The following is a 13,775-nucleotide window of genomic DNA, read 5'->3' as shown; positions in this document are numbered from 1 at the left end:
ATCCGCCCGAAGAAAACCCGCCCTTACCGCCCCCAAACCAACGGCAAGGTCGAACGCTTCCACCGCACCATGACCGATGGCTGGGCGATACGACGCTTCTACAGCTCAGAGCACGCCCGCCGAGCAGCTCTACCCGCCTGGCTGCATCACTACAATCACCACCGACCCCACACCGCCACCAGCGGCCGGCCACCTATCACCAGGTTGACCAACCTCCCTGGGCAGTACAGCAGCGGGTCCTGTTGGAGTTGGGCAGCACGGTCCAGGTGTCGGAACCCGGGTCGTAGCCGCAGCGTGCTTGTGCTGCCAACCGGGCGATCGGTCGGTCGGACGATGGCCTCTCGTATGTGCCGTGGCTCAAGCGGCCCGACCGCCACAGGGCGGGCGGGTGAAGAGGAGAGGCTGTGACTGAGACGCGGCAGAGAGGAACTCGGGCTGCATCGCCGCCAGGCAATGCAGTGCCGGTTGACCGGACAGGGAACCGGCCGCAGTTGGAAAAATGCGCTCGGTCGTCCTCGGTCGTCAGAGTGAACAGGTCTTCGAACTGGTCGATCACGAAAGTGCCGGCCATCCCTTGAGCACCATCCAGCGGGGGCGAGCCGCTCGGTGTCCCGCTTCTAGCCGAAATGAGCGCCCGCCGCTTCTGGCGCAGCCGCACCCGCGTACGGACGACGCGCCTGCTGCCCGCCCGCCGGGTCCCGCCGCTCATCGCCCAGGATCTGATCATCCTGCGCCGCAAGGCCGCGCGGCTCTGGTGGCCGGTGGGCGCGGCCGCCGTCCCGGTCTACCTCGCCGACGGCCCCGCCTGGCTCCTCCTCGGCGTGGTCCTGATCGGCGCGCTGGCCGCCGCTGGCCTCACCGCAGAGTCCACCCACAGCGATGCCTCGAACCCGGCGATGCTGCGGCTGCTCGACGCCACGGGCCGCCAGGTGACCGCTCAGCGGCTCGCGGTCCCCGCCGTCGTCGCCGGCGTGTGGCTCGCCGTCACCCTGGCCGTGCTGCAGGCCGCCGGCTCGCTCACCGGACCGTGGTGGGCGCTCGGTTTACTGGCCGGCCGGCCGTCGCGGTGGGCGCCTTCCAGCGGGCAAAGGCAAGCGCCGCCTCGATCGGCACCATCCTGATCGACACGCCGCTCGGGGCGTTCCCGGCCGGCATGCTGCTGTGGCTCCTCAACGGCATCGACGTCCTCGCCGTCCTGACCCTGCCGGTCTCGGCCGGCCTGGTGATGCTGCAGGCGCCCGAGGCGCTCGGCTGGCACTGGCTGCTCGCGCAGGCGGTCACTTCGGCGCTGGGGTGCGCCCTGCTGATACGAAGGTCCGGCACCGCCGCCGGTTCACTCTGACCGCCGATACCGTTGCCCCTCATGGTGGGGGGTTGGGGCGTGTCGCTGCGGGCGGACACCGCGGGCATGCCGTGATCGAGCAGGTCAACGCCGACCTCATCGACGGACCCCTGGCCCACCTGCCCTCGGGACGCTTCGCCGCCAAGGGTGCCTGGCTGGCCTGCGCCGGTATCGCCCACAACCTCACCCGCGCCGCCGGACTGCTGGCCGGGCCGCGGCCGCCAGCGGTCAGTTCAGCGCAGGTGGCTGCGGTGTCCTCGCCGGGACGATCGGGCGTAGCTGATGGTCACAGCACGCCGATGACCAGGGATTCCCGGGCCGCCTGGACGACTTCCTTGGTCACCGTGGAGAGTTGGTTGATGTCGAGGACCCGCTTGATCTGGGCGATGAGGCGGGCGGTGAGCCGGAAGTTGCCGTTGGTGATGCGGATGATCGTGGCGAGGGCCTCGGCGGTGGTGAAGTCGTCTGGATGATGTAGGCCGAGTTCGGGCCAGTGGCGTGCCAGCACGAACGCCTGTTCCTCGGCTGAGAGCACCCGGAAGTGGTGCACGAACCCGACGCGGCTGTAGAGCTGCGGGTAGCGGGCCAGGCGCTTTTCGATGCCCGGCATGCCGATGAGGATCAGCCCGACACCGGTGCGGTCGTGACGGTCGCGCAGTTGTTCCAGGGTGGGGGTCTTGAGCCGGTCGGCCTCGTCGACGATGAGCAGTTCGGCGTAGCGGCCATGGTTGCCTGACAGGGCCGGCGGGTCGTGCTCGGGGTGGGCGAGCGTCTCGATCGCCCAGGACAGCCGGTCCTGGATGAACGCCAGTTCCTTCTCCAGCCGGCCAGGGCCGTTGTGGACCTTTGGGGTGTAGACGGCGCTGCGGGTGTCGAGGATCTCGCGCAGCTCTCGCGGAACGTGGCGAACTGGTCCATCGCGCGCGCCGTCGCCGGCCGGATGCGGTCGGCCTCGAAGAACCGGAAGGTCTGCACGGCGTGCTCGATGAGGTCCCAGCGGGCGTACCGGCGCGGACAGGGTTTTGCCGACCCCGGGCGGGCCGTAACACAGCCCGATGTAGCGGTCGCGGCGTACCGCGTCGGCGAACTCGGCGAAGCGCCGATACTCCTTGGTGACCACGAACGGCGCCTCTACCACAGGCTTGTCGTCGACGGCCGGTGCGACGTCCAGGCAGGCGATGGCTGCTTCCTTGACGGCCCACCGCTGCGGGGTTTCCTCGGCGTCGGCGGCGGGTACGGCCATTGCTCACTCCTCTCGGTTAGAGCTTCAGCGCCGGCGCGGCGGGCCTGGCCGGCTCGGAGTCCGGCACGGCCGGTGCGGGTTCGGGTGGCTGGTGTACCGCGAGGAGCCGGTCGACGACGCTGGCCCGCTGGGTCAGCCCATGGGTCAGGCCACGCCGGCGGGCGTTGCGCGCGGCGGAGATCTCCTTGATGCCGATGGTCCGTGCGGCCAACTCGGGGCAGATCGCCCGACACAGGAACCTGTCGTCGTGAAACACGCGAATCTCGGCGATGTCTCGCGGGTCGTAGCGGATGGTCACCGGCTCGCCGACGTACTCGCCGAGCACGGTGTCGAGGTAGCGCAGGCCGAACAGGTGGATGCCGTCGGGGTGTATTTTGCGCGGCTTGACGACGGTGAGCAGCAGCAGGTCGAGCTGTTCCAGGCTGGCTGGCAGGTGCGGTAGGAACCCGGCGGCGTCCCAGCGGGCCTGCGGCGGCTGGCCGGTCTCGCCGTGCGGCTGCTGGTTGTACTCGGCGACGATGAACCGCCCGATCGCCGCGTCGAGCTCGGCGAGGCTGAGCGTCGCCTGCCCGGCCCGATCGGTGGTGCCGCGCGGGCGTAGCCGGGCAGAGCGGGCAAGCACATCTGGTTGATCGTGAAGAAGAACCGCTAATCGGAACGACTACCGGAACTCAGAGGTGACCTCGGCTGGCTTTCCAGAGATAGAGGTCCCGCAGCAGGGATATCTCGGCGCCGTGGTGAATGACCTCGCGGTGTACGTGCAGGATGAGCTTCGCCATCGGCGCACCCGCGTACTCCGGCGGTGCGATGGCGCCTTGCGGATGAGCTAATCCGGCTGCGCCGAGGTGGCGGACATCGCGGATCCACGCATCGTGCCCGTCGTCGAGCTGGCGCAGTGCCGCCTCGGCGGTGCCCGGGTAGGCGACGGCCCGGTGGCCAGTAAGGGAGCCATCGAAGTGAGGTGCGGTCGGTGGCCCGAACACGTCAATGAGGTGCGCCAGCCGCCAGGCGATCGTGGTGACCGGCGCGCGGTCGTGTGGCGAGCTGGCGTAGTCCAAGGTGAATTCGCCCGCGCCGATCGACGTCGGCGCAGAACTCTGGCCGCGCCGGCTGAGGGTCCAGGAGCCCGGGACCGGCTGCCAGAAGTACTCGTCATCGGTCAGCCCGTCCAGCCGTGGCCGAAGCTGATGCTGCCAGTGCCACTCAAGTTGGTCGACCAGTTCTGCGTTCCAGTCCACATCCACCGTGCGACAGTAGATTGACAGGCGACCCGATCAAACCTACGACGAGGCCGTCAGGGCCCCGAAGCAACCTACAAGGCGGCAGTTTTCCGCTCCGGACCAGCCGCGGGACAGCCGCGACGAGCAGATTGCGGCAGATCCGGATGATGTCGCCGGACGGCGAACGAACAAGTGTCTGGCACACTCAGCGGCGTGTTGGTCACCATCACGCTACGAAACGCCGGCACCGTTGCCATCACGGTTGGACTCCTCGTCGCCGTGCTTACCCTCGGGACCGCCAGCGACCGTCCATTCATCCTCGCTGGGCTGCTCGTCCTCGTCGGTACTGGCCTACGGTTGGAGGCTGCCATCCGCGCTCGCAACACGCGCCACCAGGACACCGGCCACTGATCTTCACGGCAGTAAACGCGATGAGGCGGCGCGCCATGTTTGACGAAAATCCCGATTTCTTCGGGCTGTGAATGCCGTCGCGCTCGACGTCTTGACGGAGGACGTCTCCGGTTCGGTCGTCTCGCCGGTTTGAGACTTGCGGGTCACGAGGGCGACCTACGGATCGCCCTCACAGCGGAAACCGGGTTGCCTGCTCCCCATGCCTGCGGCAGCCTTCGCGGTGTGATCGAGACCCGTGTCCTCGCCGAGGGCGATTGGAAGATCTGGCGGGAACTGCGGCTCGCCGCGCTGGCAGAGGCGGCATACGCCTTCGGTTCCCAATTGGCGGACTGGCAGGGCGATGGCGACCGTGAGGAACGCTGGCGTGGTCGGCTGACCATCCCCGGCTCGTACAACGTAGTGGCGATGCTCGACGGGCAGCCCGTCGGGATGGCCAGCGGGGTGCCAACCGATCAGGACGGCGTCGTCGAGCTGATCTCGATGTACGTGGCGCCGGTGGGGCGGGGACGGGGCGTGGGCGACCGCCTCGTGCGGGCGATCGAGCAGTGGGCCCGGCAGGTGGCTGCGGTGACGCTGCGCCTGGCCGTGGTGGAGGGCAACAAGAACGCCTGGGCGCTCTACCAGCGGAATGGCTTCCGTGACGCGGGTGAGCTCGGCGACCTCATGCCCGACGGCGTGCGCCGGGAGCACATCATGGCCAAGAGTTTCACCGCTTAACGGGACGACCACCGATCGAAGGTGCGCCGCCACCACACACGTAGCCACGCACCTTCGCCCTGCTCAAGCCGACGGGCTCAGCTACTTCTCCTGGACCTCGGCAAACAAGCCCGGCGCACCTCGCTGACCTCTTTAGCTCGATCAGCGGCATGAGAGTGCACTCCGCGGCTAGCCAGTTGTTGGGATCGCCCGACACACGGATCCATAAGGCGCTACCGAGGCGATTGGTCACAGCTCGCCGCGGTACCAGGCGTCGACCTCGGCCTTGAGTGCATTCTCGTCCGGTATTGCCGGTCGGGCCTGACCGATCCAGCGGAGCAGATCCCGTGCGAGCTGAGCCACGTCTTCCGGCTGCGCGGTTCTCAGAACGGTGAAGTGTGTGACTATCGGTCCAGTGAGGGGATCGTCTGCATCGCAGCGTGCGCAGAGGACGAACTTGCTGACGACCGGGACCTGGTTTCCGGATGTGTTCGTCCAGGTGTGGGGGAGGTGCAGGACGGCGAGGACGTTATCGGTGCCACATCGGTGGCACGGCCAGTCGTGGGTCATGGACGACCGATCGCGTCCGCGCCGAGCAGCGCCTTGATGTCACCGTAGAAGGCCGGCCCTGGAGTGACCTGGAAGCGCTTGAGGTTCAACAGCATGCTTTTGGCGCCGTGCACGCGTAGGTGCACGGGGGTCCGGCCGGAATGGGCGGCCAGGATGTGTTTGAGTTCTCGGATGAGCTGCGGGTTTACTCGGGTTGCGTGGATAGAGATAACCAGGGGCGGTTCGGTGTCCGCCTGGGAGACGTCGAGGAGGGTGACCTCTTCGCCGTAGATGCTCGTCGTTTCGTCGCGTACGTTGATTCGGCCTCGGACGGAGATGACGCGGTCCTGGGCCAGTGCGTCGCCGTACTGGGTGTAGGTCTTGGGGAAGATCAGGCACTCCACTGCCGCGTCGTGGTCTTCGAGGGTGATGATCGCCCACGGGTTGCCCTGCTTGGTGACCTTGCGTTGCAGGCCGGAGATGATGCCGCTGACCCGGGTCGCCCGGTCCGGCCGCCCGGTGCTGAGCAGGTCGGCGATGGTGGTGTCGCGGTTGGCGTCCAGTACGTGTTCGGCGCCGTCGAGCGGGTGGCTGGAGACGTACAGGCCAAGCATCTCGCGTTCGAAGGCGAGGAGGGCGGCCTTGTCCCACTCTCCCTGCGGGATCGCGATCGAGAAGGCGCCGCTCTGGCCCGGCTCGCCGAACAGCGAGTCTTGGCCGTGGGCCTCGTTGCGCTTGACCTCGATGATCGCGTCGACGGCCTGCTCGTGCACGGCGACCAGGGCTTTGCGGTGGTGCCCCAGGCCGTCGAACGCGCCGGCCTTGGCCAGTGATTCGATGACGCGCTTGTTGCAGACGATGGCTGGGACCTTGGCGAGGAAGTCGTTGAAATCCGTGTAGGGGCCTTCGGTCTCTCGAGTGGTGACGATGGCGTCCACGACGCCGGCTCCGACGTTGCGTATGGCGCCCAGGCCGAAGCGGATGTCGGAGCCCACGGCAGTGAAGTCCAGCTGGCTGGCGTTGACGTCGGGCGGCAGCACGTTGATAGCCAGCCGTCGGCAGTCCGACAGGTAGACGGCCATCTTGTCCTTGTCGTCGCGGACCGAGGTGAGTAGCGCGGCGAGGTACTCCTGGGGGTGGTTGGCCTTGAGGTACGCGGTCCAGTAGGAGACCAGGCCGTACCCCGCGGTGTGCGATTTGTTGAACCCGTAGCCGCTGAACGGGACCAGCACGTCCCAGACCGCTTTGATCGCCTCGTCGGAATAGCCGCGTGTGCGCATCCCGGCCGAGAAGCGGTCCCATTCGGCGTCCAGGACCTCCTTCTTCTTCTTGCCCATCGCGCGACGTAGCAGGTCGGCGGCGCCCAGGGAGTATCCGGCGAGCTGCTGCGCGATGGCCATGACCTGCTCCTGGAAGACGACCAGGTGGTAGGTGTCACCGAGGATGGGCTCGAGCACCTCCTTGAGTTCCGGGTGGATCGGCTCGACCGACTGCTTGCCGGTCTTGCGCAGGGCGTAGTTGGTGTGGGCGTTCATTTCCATCGGGCCGGGCCGGTACAGCGCGTTCACCGCGGCGATGTCCGTGAACGTGGTGGGCTGCATGAGCTTCAGCAGGACCCGCATACCGCCGCTGTCCAACTGGAAGACCCCGAGCGTGTCACCGCGCGCCAGCAGCTCGTAGGTCTCGGCGTCGTCCAGCGGGGCGTCGAGGATGTCGATGTCGATGCCCTTGTTGGCGCGGATGTTAGCGATCGCGTCGCCGATGACGGTGAGGTTTCGCAGGCCGAGGAAGTCCATCTTCAACAGGCCCATGTCTTCAGCTTGGGTGAAGGGGAAGCCGGTGATGACCGGGCCGCTGGCCTTCGGTTTGACCAGCGGGATCACGTCGATCAGGGGCTGGCTGGAGAGGATCACGCCGGCGGCGTGGATGCCGGTGCCCCGAGTGAGGCCCTCCAGGCCAACCGCGGTGTCGATCACCCGTTTGACGTCCGGGTCCTGCTCGTACATCTGGCGCAGCTCGGCCGCCTCGCCGTGGCGGGGATGCCCGGTGTCGTGGATGGCGGCCAGCGGGATCTCCTTGCCGCCATCCGCCGCGGGAAAGGCCTTGGTGATGCGGTCCCCCAGGGCGTACGGCAGACCTAGCACCCGGGACGCGTCCTTGACGGCGGCCTTCGCCTTGATGGTATTGAAGGTCACGATCTGGCAGACCCGGTCCTCGCCGTACTTGCGGGTGACGTAGTCGATCATCTCGTCGCGCCGCTGGTCGTCGAAGTCGAGATCGACGTCGGGCATTGTGACACGCTCGGGGTTGAGGAAGCGTTCGAAGATCAGCTTGTGTTCGATCGGGTCGAGCTGGGTGATTCCGGTGCAGTAGGCGACGATCGACCCGGTGGCCGAGCCGCGGCCGGGGCCCAGGCCGATGCCGTGCTCGCGGGCGTACCGGCAGATGTCGGCGACCACCAGGAAGTAGCCGGGAAAGCCCATGGCGTCGATAACCGACAGCTCGTAGTCGATGCGGTCCAGCACCTCCCGCGGCGGGTGCTCGCCGTAACGCCGGCGCGCCCCCTGCAGGGTCTCCTTGCGCAGCCAGCTGGACTCGCTCTCGCCCTCTGGGACGGGAAAGCGAGGGGTCAGGTCCCGGCTGGCGAACACCTCTCCGTAGTCGCCGATTCGCTCGGCGATCAGCAGCGTGTTGTCGCAGGCACCGGGTACCTCGTCGTCCCACAGCGCGCGCATCTCTTCGGCGGACTTGAGGTAGTAGCCGCTGCCGCTGAACCGGAAACGGTCGGCGTCTGCGAGCCGTTTGCCGGTGCCGACGCACAGCAGCGCGTCGTGCGCCTGGGCCTGGCTTTCAATGACGTAGTGCGAGTCGTTGGTGGCCAGCGGCGGCAGGTCGAGTTGCTTGCCGAGCTTGAGCAGCTCTTCGCGTACCCGGCGCTCGATGGGGAGGCCGTGGTCCATCAACTCCAGGAAGTAGTTGTCCTTGCCGAAGATGTCGCGGTACCGCGCGGCGGCCTTGACGGCCTGGTCGTACTGGCCGAGGCGCAGCCTGGTCTGCACCTCACCGGACGGGCAGCCGGTGGTGGCGATGATGCCCCGGCCGTGCTCGGCGAGCAGGTCGTGGTCCATGCGCGGGTACTTCTGGACGTGGCCTTCCAACCAGGCCCGGGACTGGAGGCGGAACAGGTTGCGCAAGCCCTGGGCGTCGGCTGCCCACATCGTCATGTGCGTGTACAGGCCCCGCCCGGACACGTCGCCGCCCTCGCCGGTCTCTTCGTTGTACCGGCGCAATGCGAGGTTGTCGCTGTAGTACACGGGCTGCCGATGATGCCGCGAGGTGGGCGCGACGTATGCCTCGATGCCGATGATCGGTTTGATCCCCGCCTTGCGGGCCGTCTGATAGAACTCGTACGCCCCGTGCACGTTGCCGTGGTCACTCATCGCCACGGCCGGCATCCCCCGCCGGGACACCTCCTCCATCAGCAGACCCACCTTGGCGGCCCCGTCGAGCATGCTGTATTCCGTGTGCACATGGAGATGCACGAAGGACCCCACCAGCGACCACACCCCCTGGTTGTAGGATTCGCTGCGCCCGAGTATTCGACCGGAGAGCAGGCGCGATTGTCCAACAGCCAACACACCGACAACTCACAACCTGTGGTTGTGGACCAGGTTGCTGCGGATCTTGATGTCGGCGCGGTCCGCGCCTTCGTCGCGGTCACCGAAAACCGGTACTTCAGCGAGGCCGCCGCCGGGCTGAGCATCAGCCAGCAGGCCGTCTCCAAGCGCATCGCCATGCTGGAGAAGGACCTCGGCGTGGCGCTGTTCAACCGCACTGCTCGAGGCGCCCAGCTCACCGTCGACGGGCAGGCGTTCCTTCCGCACGCCCGCGAGCTTCTTCGAGTAGAAGCACGTGCCGTTGCCTCTGTTCGTCCCGGACGCCGCGCGCTGCGCGTCGACGTGCTCAATCCGCGGATCGGACCCGCAGCGCTCCTGCGCGACTTCCACCGGGCGCACCCTGACACCGAGCTCGATGTCGTGACTCTCGTGGACTCCGACGTCGACGCAGCTATCGCCGCCATCAGATCCGGAGCAATCGACGCCTCATTCCGGGCTGTCACCGCACCCGAACAGCAACTCCGGGAAGGCGTCACGGCAGCGCGAGTCTTGGACGATCCCCACCAACTGCTTACCGGACCGACCCACCAACTCGCCGCCGCCCGCGCGGTCACGCCCGCCGACCTCGCCGGACACCGAATCTGGATACCCGGCATCGTCCCCGGAACCGAGTGGGCTGCCTACTACGACGATCTCGCTGCCACGTTCGGGCTCACCATCGAGCGAGTCGGCCCCAACTTCGGCACCGACCACCTCTTGGACGTGCTGGCGGACTCCTCGACCCTGGCCAGCCTCGTCGGTGAGCAGACCCGCCTGCTCTGGCCAGCCCACTACGACCTACGGCGCATCCCAGTCCGCGAACCGACGCCTGTCTACCCGCACTCGCTGATCTGGCACCGCAACAATCCACACCCTGGACTTGCCGCACTCCGCAACTACATCCGCTCCATGCAGCGCCAGCACGATGACGCAGGGACTTGGGTACCGAAATGGGCAATGCCGCATGCCTCGCCGTGAGAACTACGGCCGCATCAACCAGCCCAGACATGCAAGGCCGGTTCGACAGCGAAGAACGCCAGCGCGACATCGAATATCGCCTTGGCAACCCAAAGCTGATGGGGGCGGCAACGCCGCGGCGACGGCCACCACTTGGACCGGGCCGAGGCGTTGGGATTCACTCTCATCCGCATGATCGGACGGCACCGCAACACACGCAGATCGCGCACGGCACTCGTGGCAGGCGGGCTCGTGCGGCCTCACATCCGGGATTTCAGCACGTCGACCTCGCAGCCTGGCGCGGCCGGGTCGAAACCGTGTTCTACCAGCCAGCGGATCGCCAGCAGGCTTCGCGATGACCACCACGCGCGGATCACGTCTAGTGCTGTGACCGGGAAGGTTCACCGTGATCGGAAGGCGGCTCGTTGGACGAGCGCACGCGAAACGGCTGGTATTACTGGGGCATGCAGGAAGAGACCGCACGCTCCGCGATCGACACGTTCATCTCCGCGTTCAACGCCTCGGACGACAGCTATGTGACTGCCCTGCTCTCCCAGGCCCTGACCTCAGACGTGGTCTTCTGGGGGCCGTTGGGTCGCAGCGAAGGAATCGGGGCGGTCGAGCGGTTCGTGCTGGACATCCGACGCCACCCGGCGGGGACCGGCACGATGGTGCGCTGCTCAGCGGTGGACATGCCTGACGAATGGGCCCGGTACCGGTGGGTCTTCACCACGCCTGATGGAGGCCCCCGCCTGGCGGGAACGGATGTCGTCCATCTGCGACGGAGCCTCATCGACCAGGTCATCGTCTTCGCGGGGGAGATCGAGCCGTTCGCCTCCTGAGTCATCCTTCTGTCGCTGTCCTTCTCCTGAACTTGCCCCTTCGGCGTTCGGGGGCTGCTGTTCGGTTGGTCAGGCTGCGGTGTTGAGGGGGCGTCCGCCCCAGCGGATGCCCTTTTCGCTGCGGGTGCGGGCGCGTTCCTTGCGTTGGGCGGCGAGTACGTCGGGGTGGCGGGCGTTGGTGTTGCGCCAGCGCAGGTAGCAGTGCAGTGCCTGGGTTTGCGCGGGGTGGCTGCGGTGGTGGGAGTTGGCCAGGGTGAACTGCCGCAGCGGGCCGAAGTGGACCTCGATCGCGTTGGCCCAGGAAGCGTAGGTCGGGGTGAAGCACAGCTCGACCTTGTTCTTCTTCGTCCAGCGGCGGATGCCCGCGCCGGTGTGGGCGGAGAGGTTGTCCAGGATGATGTAGATCGGGGCGCCGTCTGGTCGGGCGGCGCGGATCGACTTGAGCGCGGTCAGGGTGTTGGCGGTGCCCTTGCGGCGGCGGTTGACGCCCCACAGGCGGTCGTCGCCCACGGAGTAGCAGCCGTGGAAGTAGGTGACGCCGTGGGTGCGGCGGTAGGTCGCCGGCAGCCGGTTTGGCTTGCCCTGCTTCGCCCACCAGGAGCCTGCGGTGGGCCGGATCCCCAGGGGCCCGAACTCGTCGAAGGCGAAGACCCGGTCCGGGAAGCGTTTCAGCACCTGCTCGATCCGGTCGAGCTTGGCGTCGCGATCAGGGTCGGGTGACTCCTTCCAGGTCTTGGTGCGCTGGAGCCTTTTTTGACGACGGCGGCGATGGCCTGTTTCGTCTTGCCGACGCCGTCACACGTGTTAGCTGGCTAGCTTTTCGCAGAGTGTCCAGATGGCGTCGCGGTTCCTTTGGTCGAGGACCGCGGTGGGCCATGGGGTGCGCTGGCATTTGCTGTTGACGTAGGTGCTGTGTAGGTCCGCGGCGTGAGGGCTCGATGCCAGGTAGATGCTGGAACGGGAGGCCTTGACCAGGGCGCGTTGTCTGTAGAGGACCGGCATCAGCAGCCGTAGCAGCGGCACGATCGGGCGTGCTGCGGGTGGGTACGTGCCGATCGTGAGGCCCTGATTCATCGACGTGTACGCGTGTCCGGGATACGCCACGTTGAGATTTACTCCGCTGCCGCGCAGGCGCTCGGCGAATGTGTAGCTCATCGCCATCAGCGCCAGCTTCGTCTGGTTGTAGAACGACAGCCCGACGTACGATCGCTCGCCTTGCAGGTTGTCCAGGTCGATCCGGCCGCGTGGGACACCGCCGGTGATGTTGATAACCCGGGCCGGCGTCACGCGGGACAATGCCGGCAGCAACCGGTGGATCAAGATATACGGCGCGAGCACGTTCGCGGCGAAGGCGGTCTCGACGCCGTCCTCGGTCAGTTTCCGCCGCGCCATGGTCACGCCCGCGTTGTTGATCAGTACGTCGAGGGTCCCGTGACGGTCTTCCACCTGGTCGGCCAAGTGGTGCAGATCCCGTTGGCGCGTCACGTCCGCGGTCAGCGAGTCCACCTGGTCGTTGCCGGTGTCGCGGCGCAGTTCCTTGACGGCGTTCCGCGCTCGATCGGGGTCGCGTCCGACCACCAGGACTCGGGCGCCGAGGCGGGCCAGCCCTCGGGCGGTCTGCTTGCCGATTCCGCCGGTGCTGCCGGTCACCAGGACCGTCTTGCCACGCAATGGTTCTGTCATAGCGGCCACTATACGACACCAGGTGACGCATTCGTCATCTGATGTTGTGAAGTAGACTTCGGTGCATGACTGGGTTGCGGGAGCGTACGCGGCGGGCGGTGCGGGCCGAGCTCGCTGACGTAGCGCTGCGGCTGTTCGCCGAGCGGGGCTTCGACCAGACCACCGTCGACGAGATTGCCCAAGCCGCTGGGCTGACCAAGCGGAGCTTCTTTCGCTACTTCCCGGCCAAGGAGGACGCGGTCTTCGGCGGTGTCGACGTCACCGGCGAGCAGGTCGTCGACGACATCCGCGCCCGTCCGGGCGACGAGGACCCGTGGCAGTCGCTGCACCAGGTGTTGTGCCGGTGGCAGCAGCAGATCCACGCGTCCGAGCAGGCGCTGGCGAGCCTCCGCCTGATCGAGTCGACACCGTCACTACGCGCACGCCTGCACGAGAAACGCGCGCACTGGCGGCAGCAGGTCAGCGACGCGCTGCGCGACCGGCCCGACGCGGGACTCGACGCGTTCACCGCGGACCTGCTGACCAACGCCGCCACCGCTGCCCTGGACACCGTCTCGCATGAATGGCTGCGCTCCGGCGGCACCGCCGACCGAGCAGCGTTGCTGGACCGCGCCTTTACCCTCATACGACCGGCACTGCCGGCCCGTTGACGCGTGGGTCGTTGGGAGAGGTTCATGATCCGTCGAGGGTCTCCCGGCTCATCGGGGAACCCAGTCGGCACGCACACCAGCGCGAGCGCGGCGCAGGCGACCCTGGGGCAGTCGTGGACCGGAGAGATCGCCGACAAATGCCGCCGCCGCGGCGAGGGTAAGCGCGCCGCTGAACATCACGCGCAGGGTGCCGTTGACGCGTCCCAGCAGCCGCGGCGACGTGACGCGCTGGCGGAACGACATCAGAACCAGTCAAGATCGAGTATCCGCTCGTCGGCACGTCCGGACGTCGGCGACCGGCGCCGACATCACCCTCGGTGACGAGCACTTCGCGGCAGATGAGTGCGTCTGGTCCTCGACGAGGTAACCCCGTGTGAAAGCGGAGCGCCGACCTTCTGGACCGGGCCGTAGCCCACATGGGATTCGACGTAGATTAGAGCGACCGGCGATAGGTGTTACCTGAGCCTGCGGGTGGTGGGGCGTGTGTCCCAGCGGTAGAGGGTGCGGGCGCGGTAGATGAGTTGAC

Annotated in this window: 12 protein-coding genes and 4 pseudogenes; 8 read left to right on the top strand and 8 right to left on the bottom strand. The window is 67.3% G+C overall.

Annotation, left to right across the window (positions count from 1 at the left end; genetic code table 11):
• The 3 pseudogenes from ACGF5C_RS33800 to ACGF5C_RS33790 form a co-directional block, all read left to right on the top strand.
• Window positions 1–231: pseudogene (locus ACGF5C_RS33800) on the top strand (integrase core domain-containing protein); the annotation flags it as partial.
• Window positions 232–617: 386 nt separating this feature from the next.
• A pseudogene (locus tag ACGF5C_RS33795) lies at window positions 618–1,342 on the top strand (hypothetical protein); the annotation flags it as partial.
• Window positions 1,343–1,398: 56 nt separating this feature from the next.
• Window positions 1,399–1,554 (top strand): annotated as a pseudogene (locus ACGF5C_RS33790) (IS1380 family transposase); the annotation flags it as partial.
• A 74-nt stretch (window positions 1,555–1,628) separates the two neighbouring features.
• On the opposite strand, the gene ACGF5C_RS33785 reads toward ACGF5C_RS33790, so the two are convergent.
• Genes ACGF5C_RS33785 through ACGF5C_RS33775 form a run of 3 tightly spaced genes read right to left on the bottom strand, consistent with a single transcriptional unit; the run spans window position 1,629 to window position 3,829 of the window.
• Window positions 1,629–2,585, bottom strand: coding sequence for an AAA family ATPase (locus tag ACGF5C_RS33785; RefSeq protein ID WP_393308323.1), 957 nt, complete (start codon window positions 2,583–2,585; stop codon window positions 1,629–1,631).
• A 16-nt stretch (window positions 2,586–2,601) separates the two neighbouring features.
• The gene (locus ACGF5C_RS33780; protein WP_393308321.1) at window positions 2,602–3,207 is read right to left on the bottom strand and encodes a Mu transposase C-terminal domain-containing protein; all 606 of its coding nucleotides are present in this window, start codon (window positions 3,205–3,207) and stop codon (window positions 2,602–2,604) included.
• A gap of 49 nt (window positions 3,208–3,256) precedes the next feature.
• Window positions 3,257–3,829 carry a DinB family protein gene (locus ACGF5C_RS33775; RefSeq protein ID WP_393308319.1) on the bottom strand — a complete coding sequence of 191 codons (573 nt, stop codon included), beginning with the start codon at window positions 3,827–3,829 and terminating at the stop codon, window positions 3,257–3,259.
• Between the two features lie 189 nt (window positions 3,830–4,018).
• Between ACGF5C_RS33775 and ACGF5C_RS33770 the strand changes: the two genes are divergently transcribed.
• On the top strand, window positions 4,019–4,216 hold the full coding sequence (locus tag ACGF5C_RS33770) for a hypothetical protein (protein WP_393308317.1): 198 nt from the start codon (window positions 4,019–4,021) through the stop codon (window positions 4,214–4,216).
• 222 nt (window positions 4,217–4,438) lie between these two features.
• The gene (locus ACGF5C_RS33765; RefSeq protein WP_393308315.1) at window positions 4,439–4,933 is read left to right on the top strand and encodes a GNAT family N-acetyltransferase; all 495 of its coding nucleotides are present in this window, start codon (window positions 4,439–4,441) and stop codon (window positions 4,931–4,933) included.
• A gap of 228 nt (window positions 4,934–5,161) precedes the next feature.
• Here ACGF5C_RS33765 and ACGF5C_RS33760 read toward each other — a convergent pair whose 3' ends face one another.
• Both ACGF5C_RS33760 and dnaE read right to left on the bottom strand, forming a co-directional pair.
• The gene (locus tag ACGF5C_RS33760) at window positions 5,162–5,482 is read right to left on the bottom strand and encodes a DUF6300 family protein (protein WP_393308313.1); all 321 of its coding nucleotides are present in this window, start codon (window positions 5,480–5,482) and stop codon (window positions 5,162–5,164) included.
• Window positions 5,479–9,018 carry a DNA polymerase III subunit alpha gene (gene dnaE, locus ACGF5C_RS33755; RefSeq protein ID WP_393308327.1) on the bottom strand — a complete coding sequence of 1,180 codons (3,540 nt, stop codon included), beginning with the start codon at window positions 9,016–9,018 and terminating at the stop codon, window positions 5,479–5,481. The genes ACGF5C_RS33760 and dnaE overlap by 4 nt, the downstream gene beginning before the upstream one ends.
• Between dnaE and ACGF5C_RS33750 the strand changes: the two genes are divergently transcribed.
• The gene (locus tag ACGF5C_RS33750) at window positions 8,992–10,095 is read left to right on the top strand and encodes a LysR family transcriptional regulator (RefSeq protein ID WP_393308311.1); all 1,104 of its coding nucleotides are present in this window, start codon (window positions 8,992–8,994) and stop codon (window positions 10,093–10,095) included. The two genes, dnaE and ACGF5C_RS33750, sit on opposite strands and share 27 nt — an antisense overlap.
• 443 nt (window positions 10,096–10,538) lie before the next feature.
• A complete protein-coding gene (locus ACGF5C_RS33745) occupies window positions 10,539–10,916 on the top strand; it encodes a nuclear transport factor 2 family protein (protein ID WP_393308325.1) in 378 nt (125 codons plus the stop codon).
• Between the two features lie 69 nt (window positions 10,917–10,985).
• On the opposite strand, the pseudogene ACGF5C_RS33740 reads toward ACGF5C_RS33745, so the two are convergent.
• Together ACGF5C_RS33740 and ACGF5C_RS33735 are read right to left on the bottom strand one after the other, a co-directional pair.
• A pseudogene (locus tag ACGF5C_RS33740) lies at window positions 10,986–11,681 on the bottom strand (transposase); the annotation flags it as partial.
• Between the two features lie 39 nt (window positions 11,682–11,720).
• Window positions 11,721–12,599, bottom strand: a complete 879-nt coding sequence (locus tag ACGF5C_RS33735; protein WP_393308309.1) for an SDR family NAD(P)-dependent oxidoreductase — start codon at window positions 12,597–12,599, stop codon at window positions 11,721–11,723.
• 65 nt (window positions 12,600–12,664) lie between these two features.
• Between ACGF5C_RS33735 and ACGF5C_RS33730 the strand changes: the two genes are divergently transcribed.
• Window positions 12,665–13,249: a TetR family transcriptional regulator gene (locus ACGF5C_RS33730; protein WP_393308307.1), complete on the top strand. Its 585-nt coding sequence runs from the start codon at window positions 12,665–12,667 to the stop codon at window positions 13,247–13,249.
• A 48-nt stretch (window positions 13,250–13,297) separates the two neighbouring features.
• On the opposite strand, the gene ACGF5C_RS33725 is transcribed toward ACGF5C_RS33730, so the two are convergent.
• Window positions 13,298–13,492, bottom strand: coding sequence for a hypothetical protein (locus ACGF5C_RS33725; protein ID WP_393308306.1), 195 nt, complete (start codon window positions 13,490–13,492; stop codon window positions 13,298–13,300).
• Between the last annotated feature and the right edge of the window lie 283 nt (window positions 13,493–13,775).

Origin of the sequence: Micromonospora sp. NPDC047620 (genome assembly GCF_043205005.1) — a bacterium.
GTDB lineage: Bacteria > Actinomycetota > Actinomycetes > Mycobacteriales > Micromonosporaceae > Micromonospora.
The sequence above is the reverse complement of the archived record's forward strand: the minus strand, read 5'-3'. Positions and strand labels throughout refer to the sequence as shown.

What these genes read in the sequence shown, in the direction of transcription:
- ACGF5C_RS33730 (WP_393308307.1), top strand. Translation starts at nt 12,665, where the DNA reads ATGACTGGGTTGCGGGAGCGTACGCGGCGGGCGGTGCGGGCCGAGCTC.
- ACGF5C_RS33735 (WP_393308309.1), bottom strand. Translation starts at nt 12,599, where the DNA reads ATGACAGAACCATTGCGTGGCAAGACGGTCCTGGTGACCGGCAGCACC.
- ACGF5C_RS33725 (WP_393308306.1), bottom strand. Translation starts at nt 13,492, where the DNA reads ATGTCGTTCCGCCAGCGCGTCACGTCGCCGCGGCTGCTGGGACGCGTC.
- ACGF5C_RS33750 (WP_393308311.1), top strand. Translation starts at nt 8,992, where the DNA reads ATGGAGATGCACGAAGGACCCCACCAGCGACCACACCCCCTGGTTGTA.
- ACGF5C_RS33760 (WP_393308313.1), bottom strand. Translation starts at nt 5,482, where the DNA reads ATGACCCACGACTGGCCGTGCCACCGATGTGGCACCGATAACGTCCTC.
- ACGF5C_RS33745 (WP_393308325.1), top strand. Translation starts at nt 10,539, where the DNA reads ATGCAGGAAGAGACCGCACGCTCCGCGATCGACACGTTCATCTCCGCG.
- ACGF5C_RS33785 (WP_393308323.1), bottom strand. Translation starts at nt 2,585, where the DNA reads ATGGCCGTACCCGCCGCCGACGCCGAGGAAACCCCGCAGCGGTGGGCC.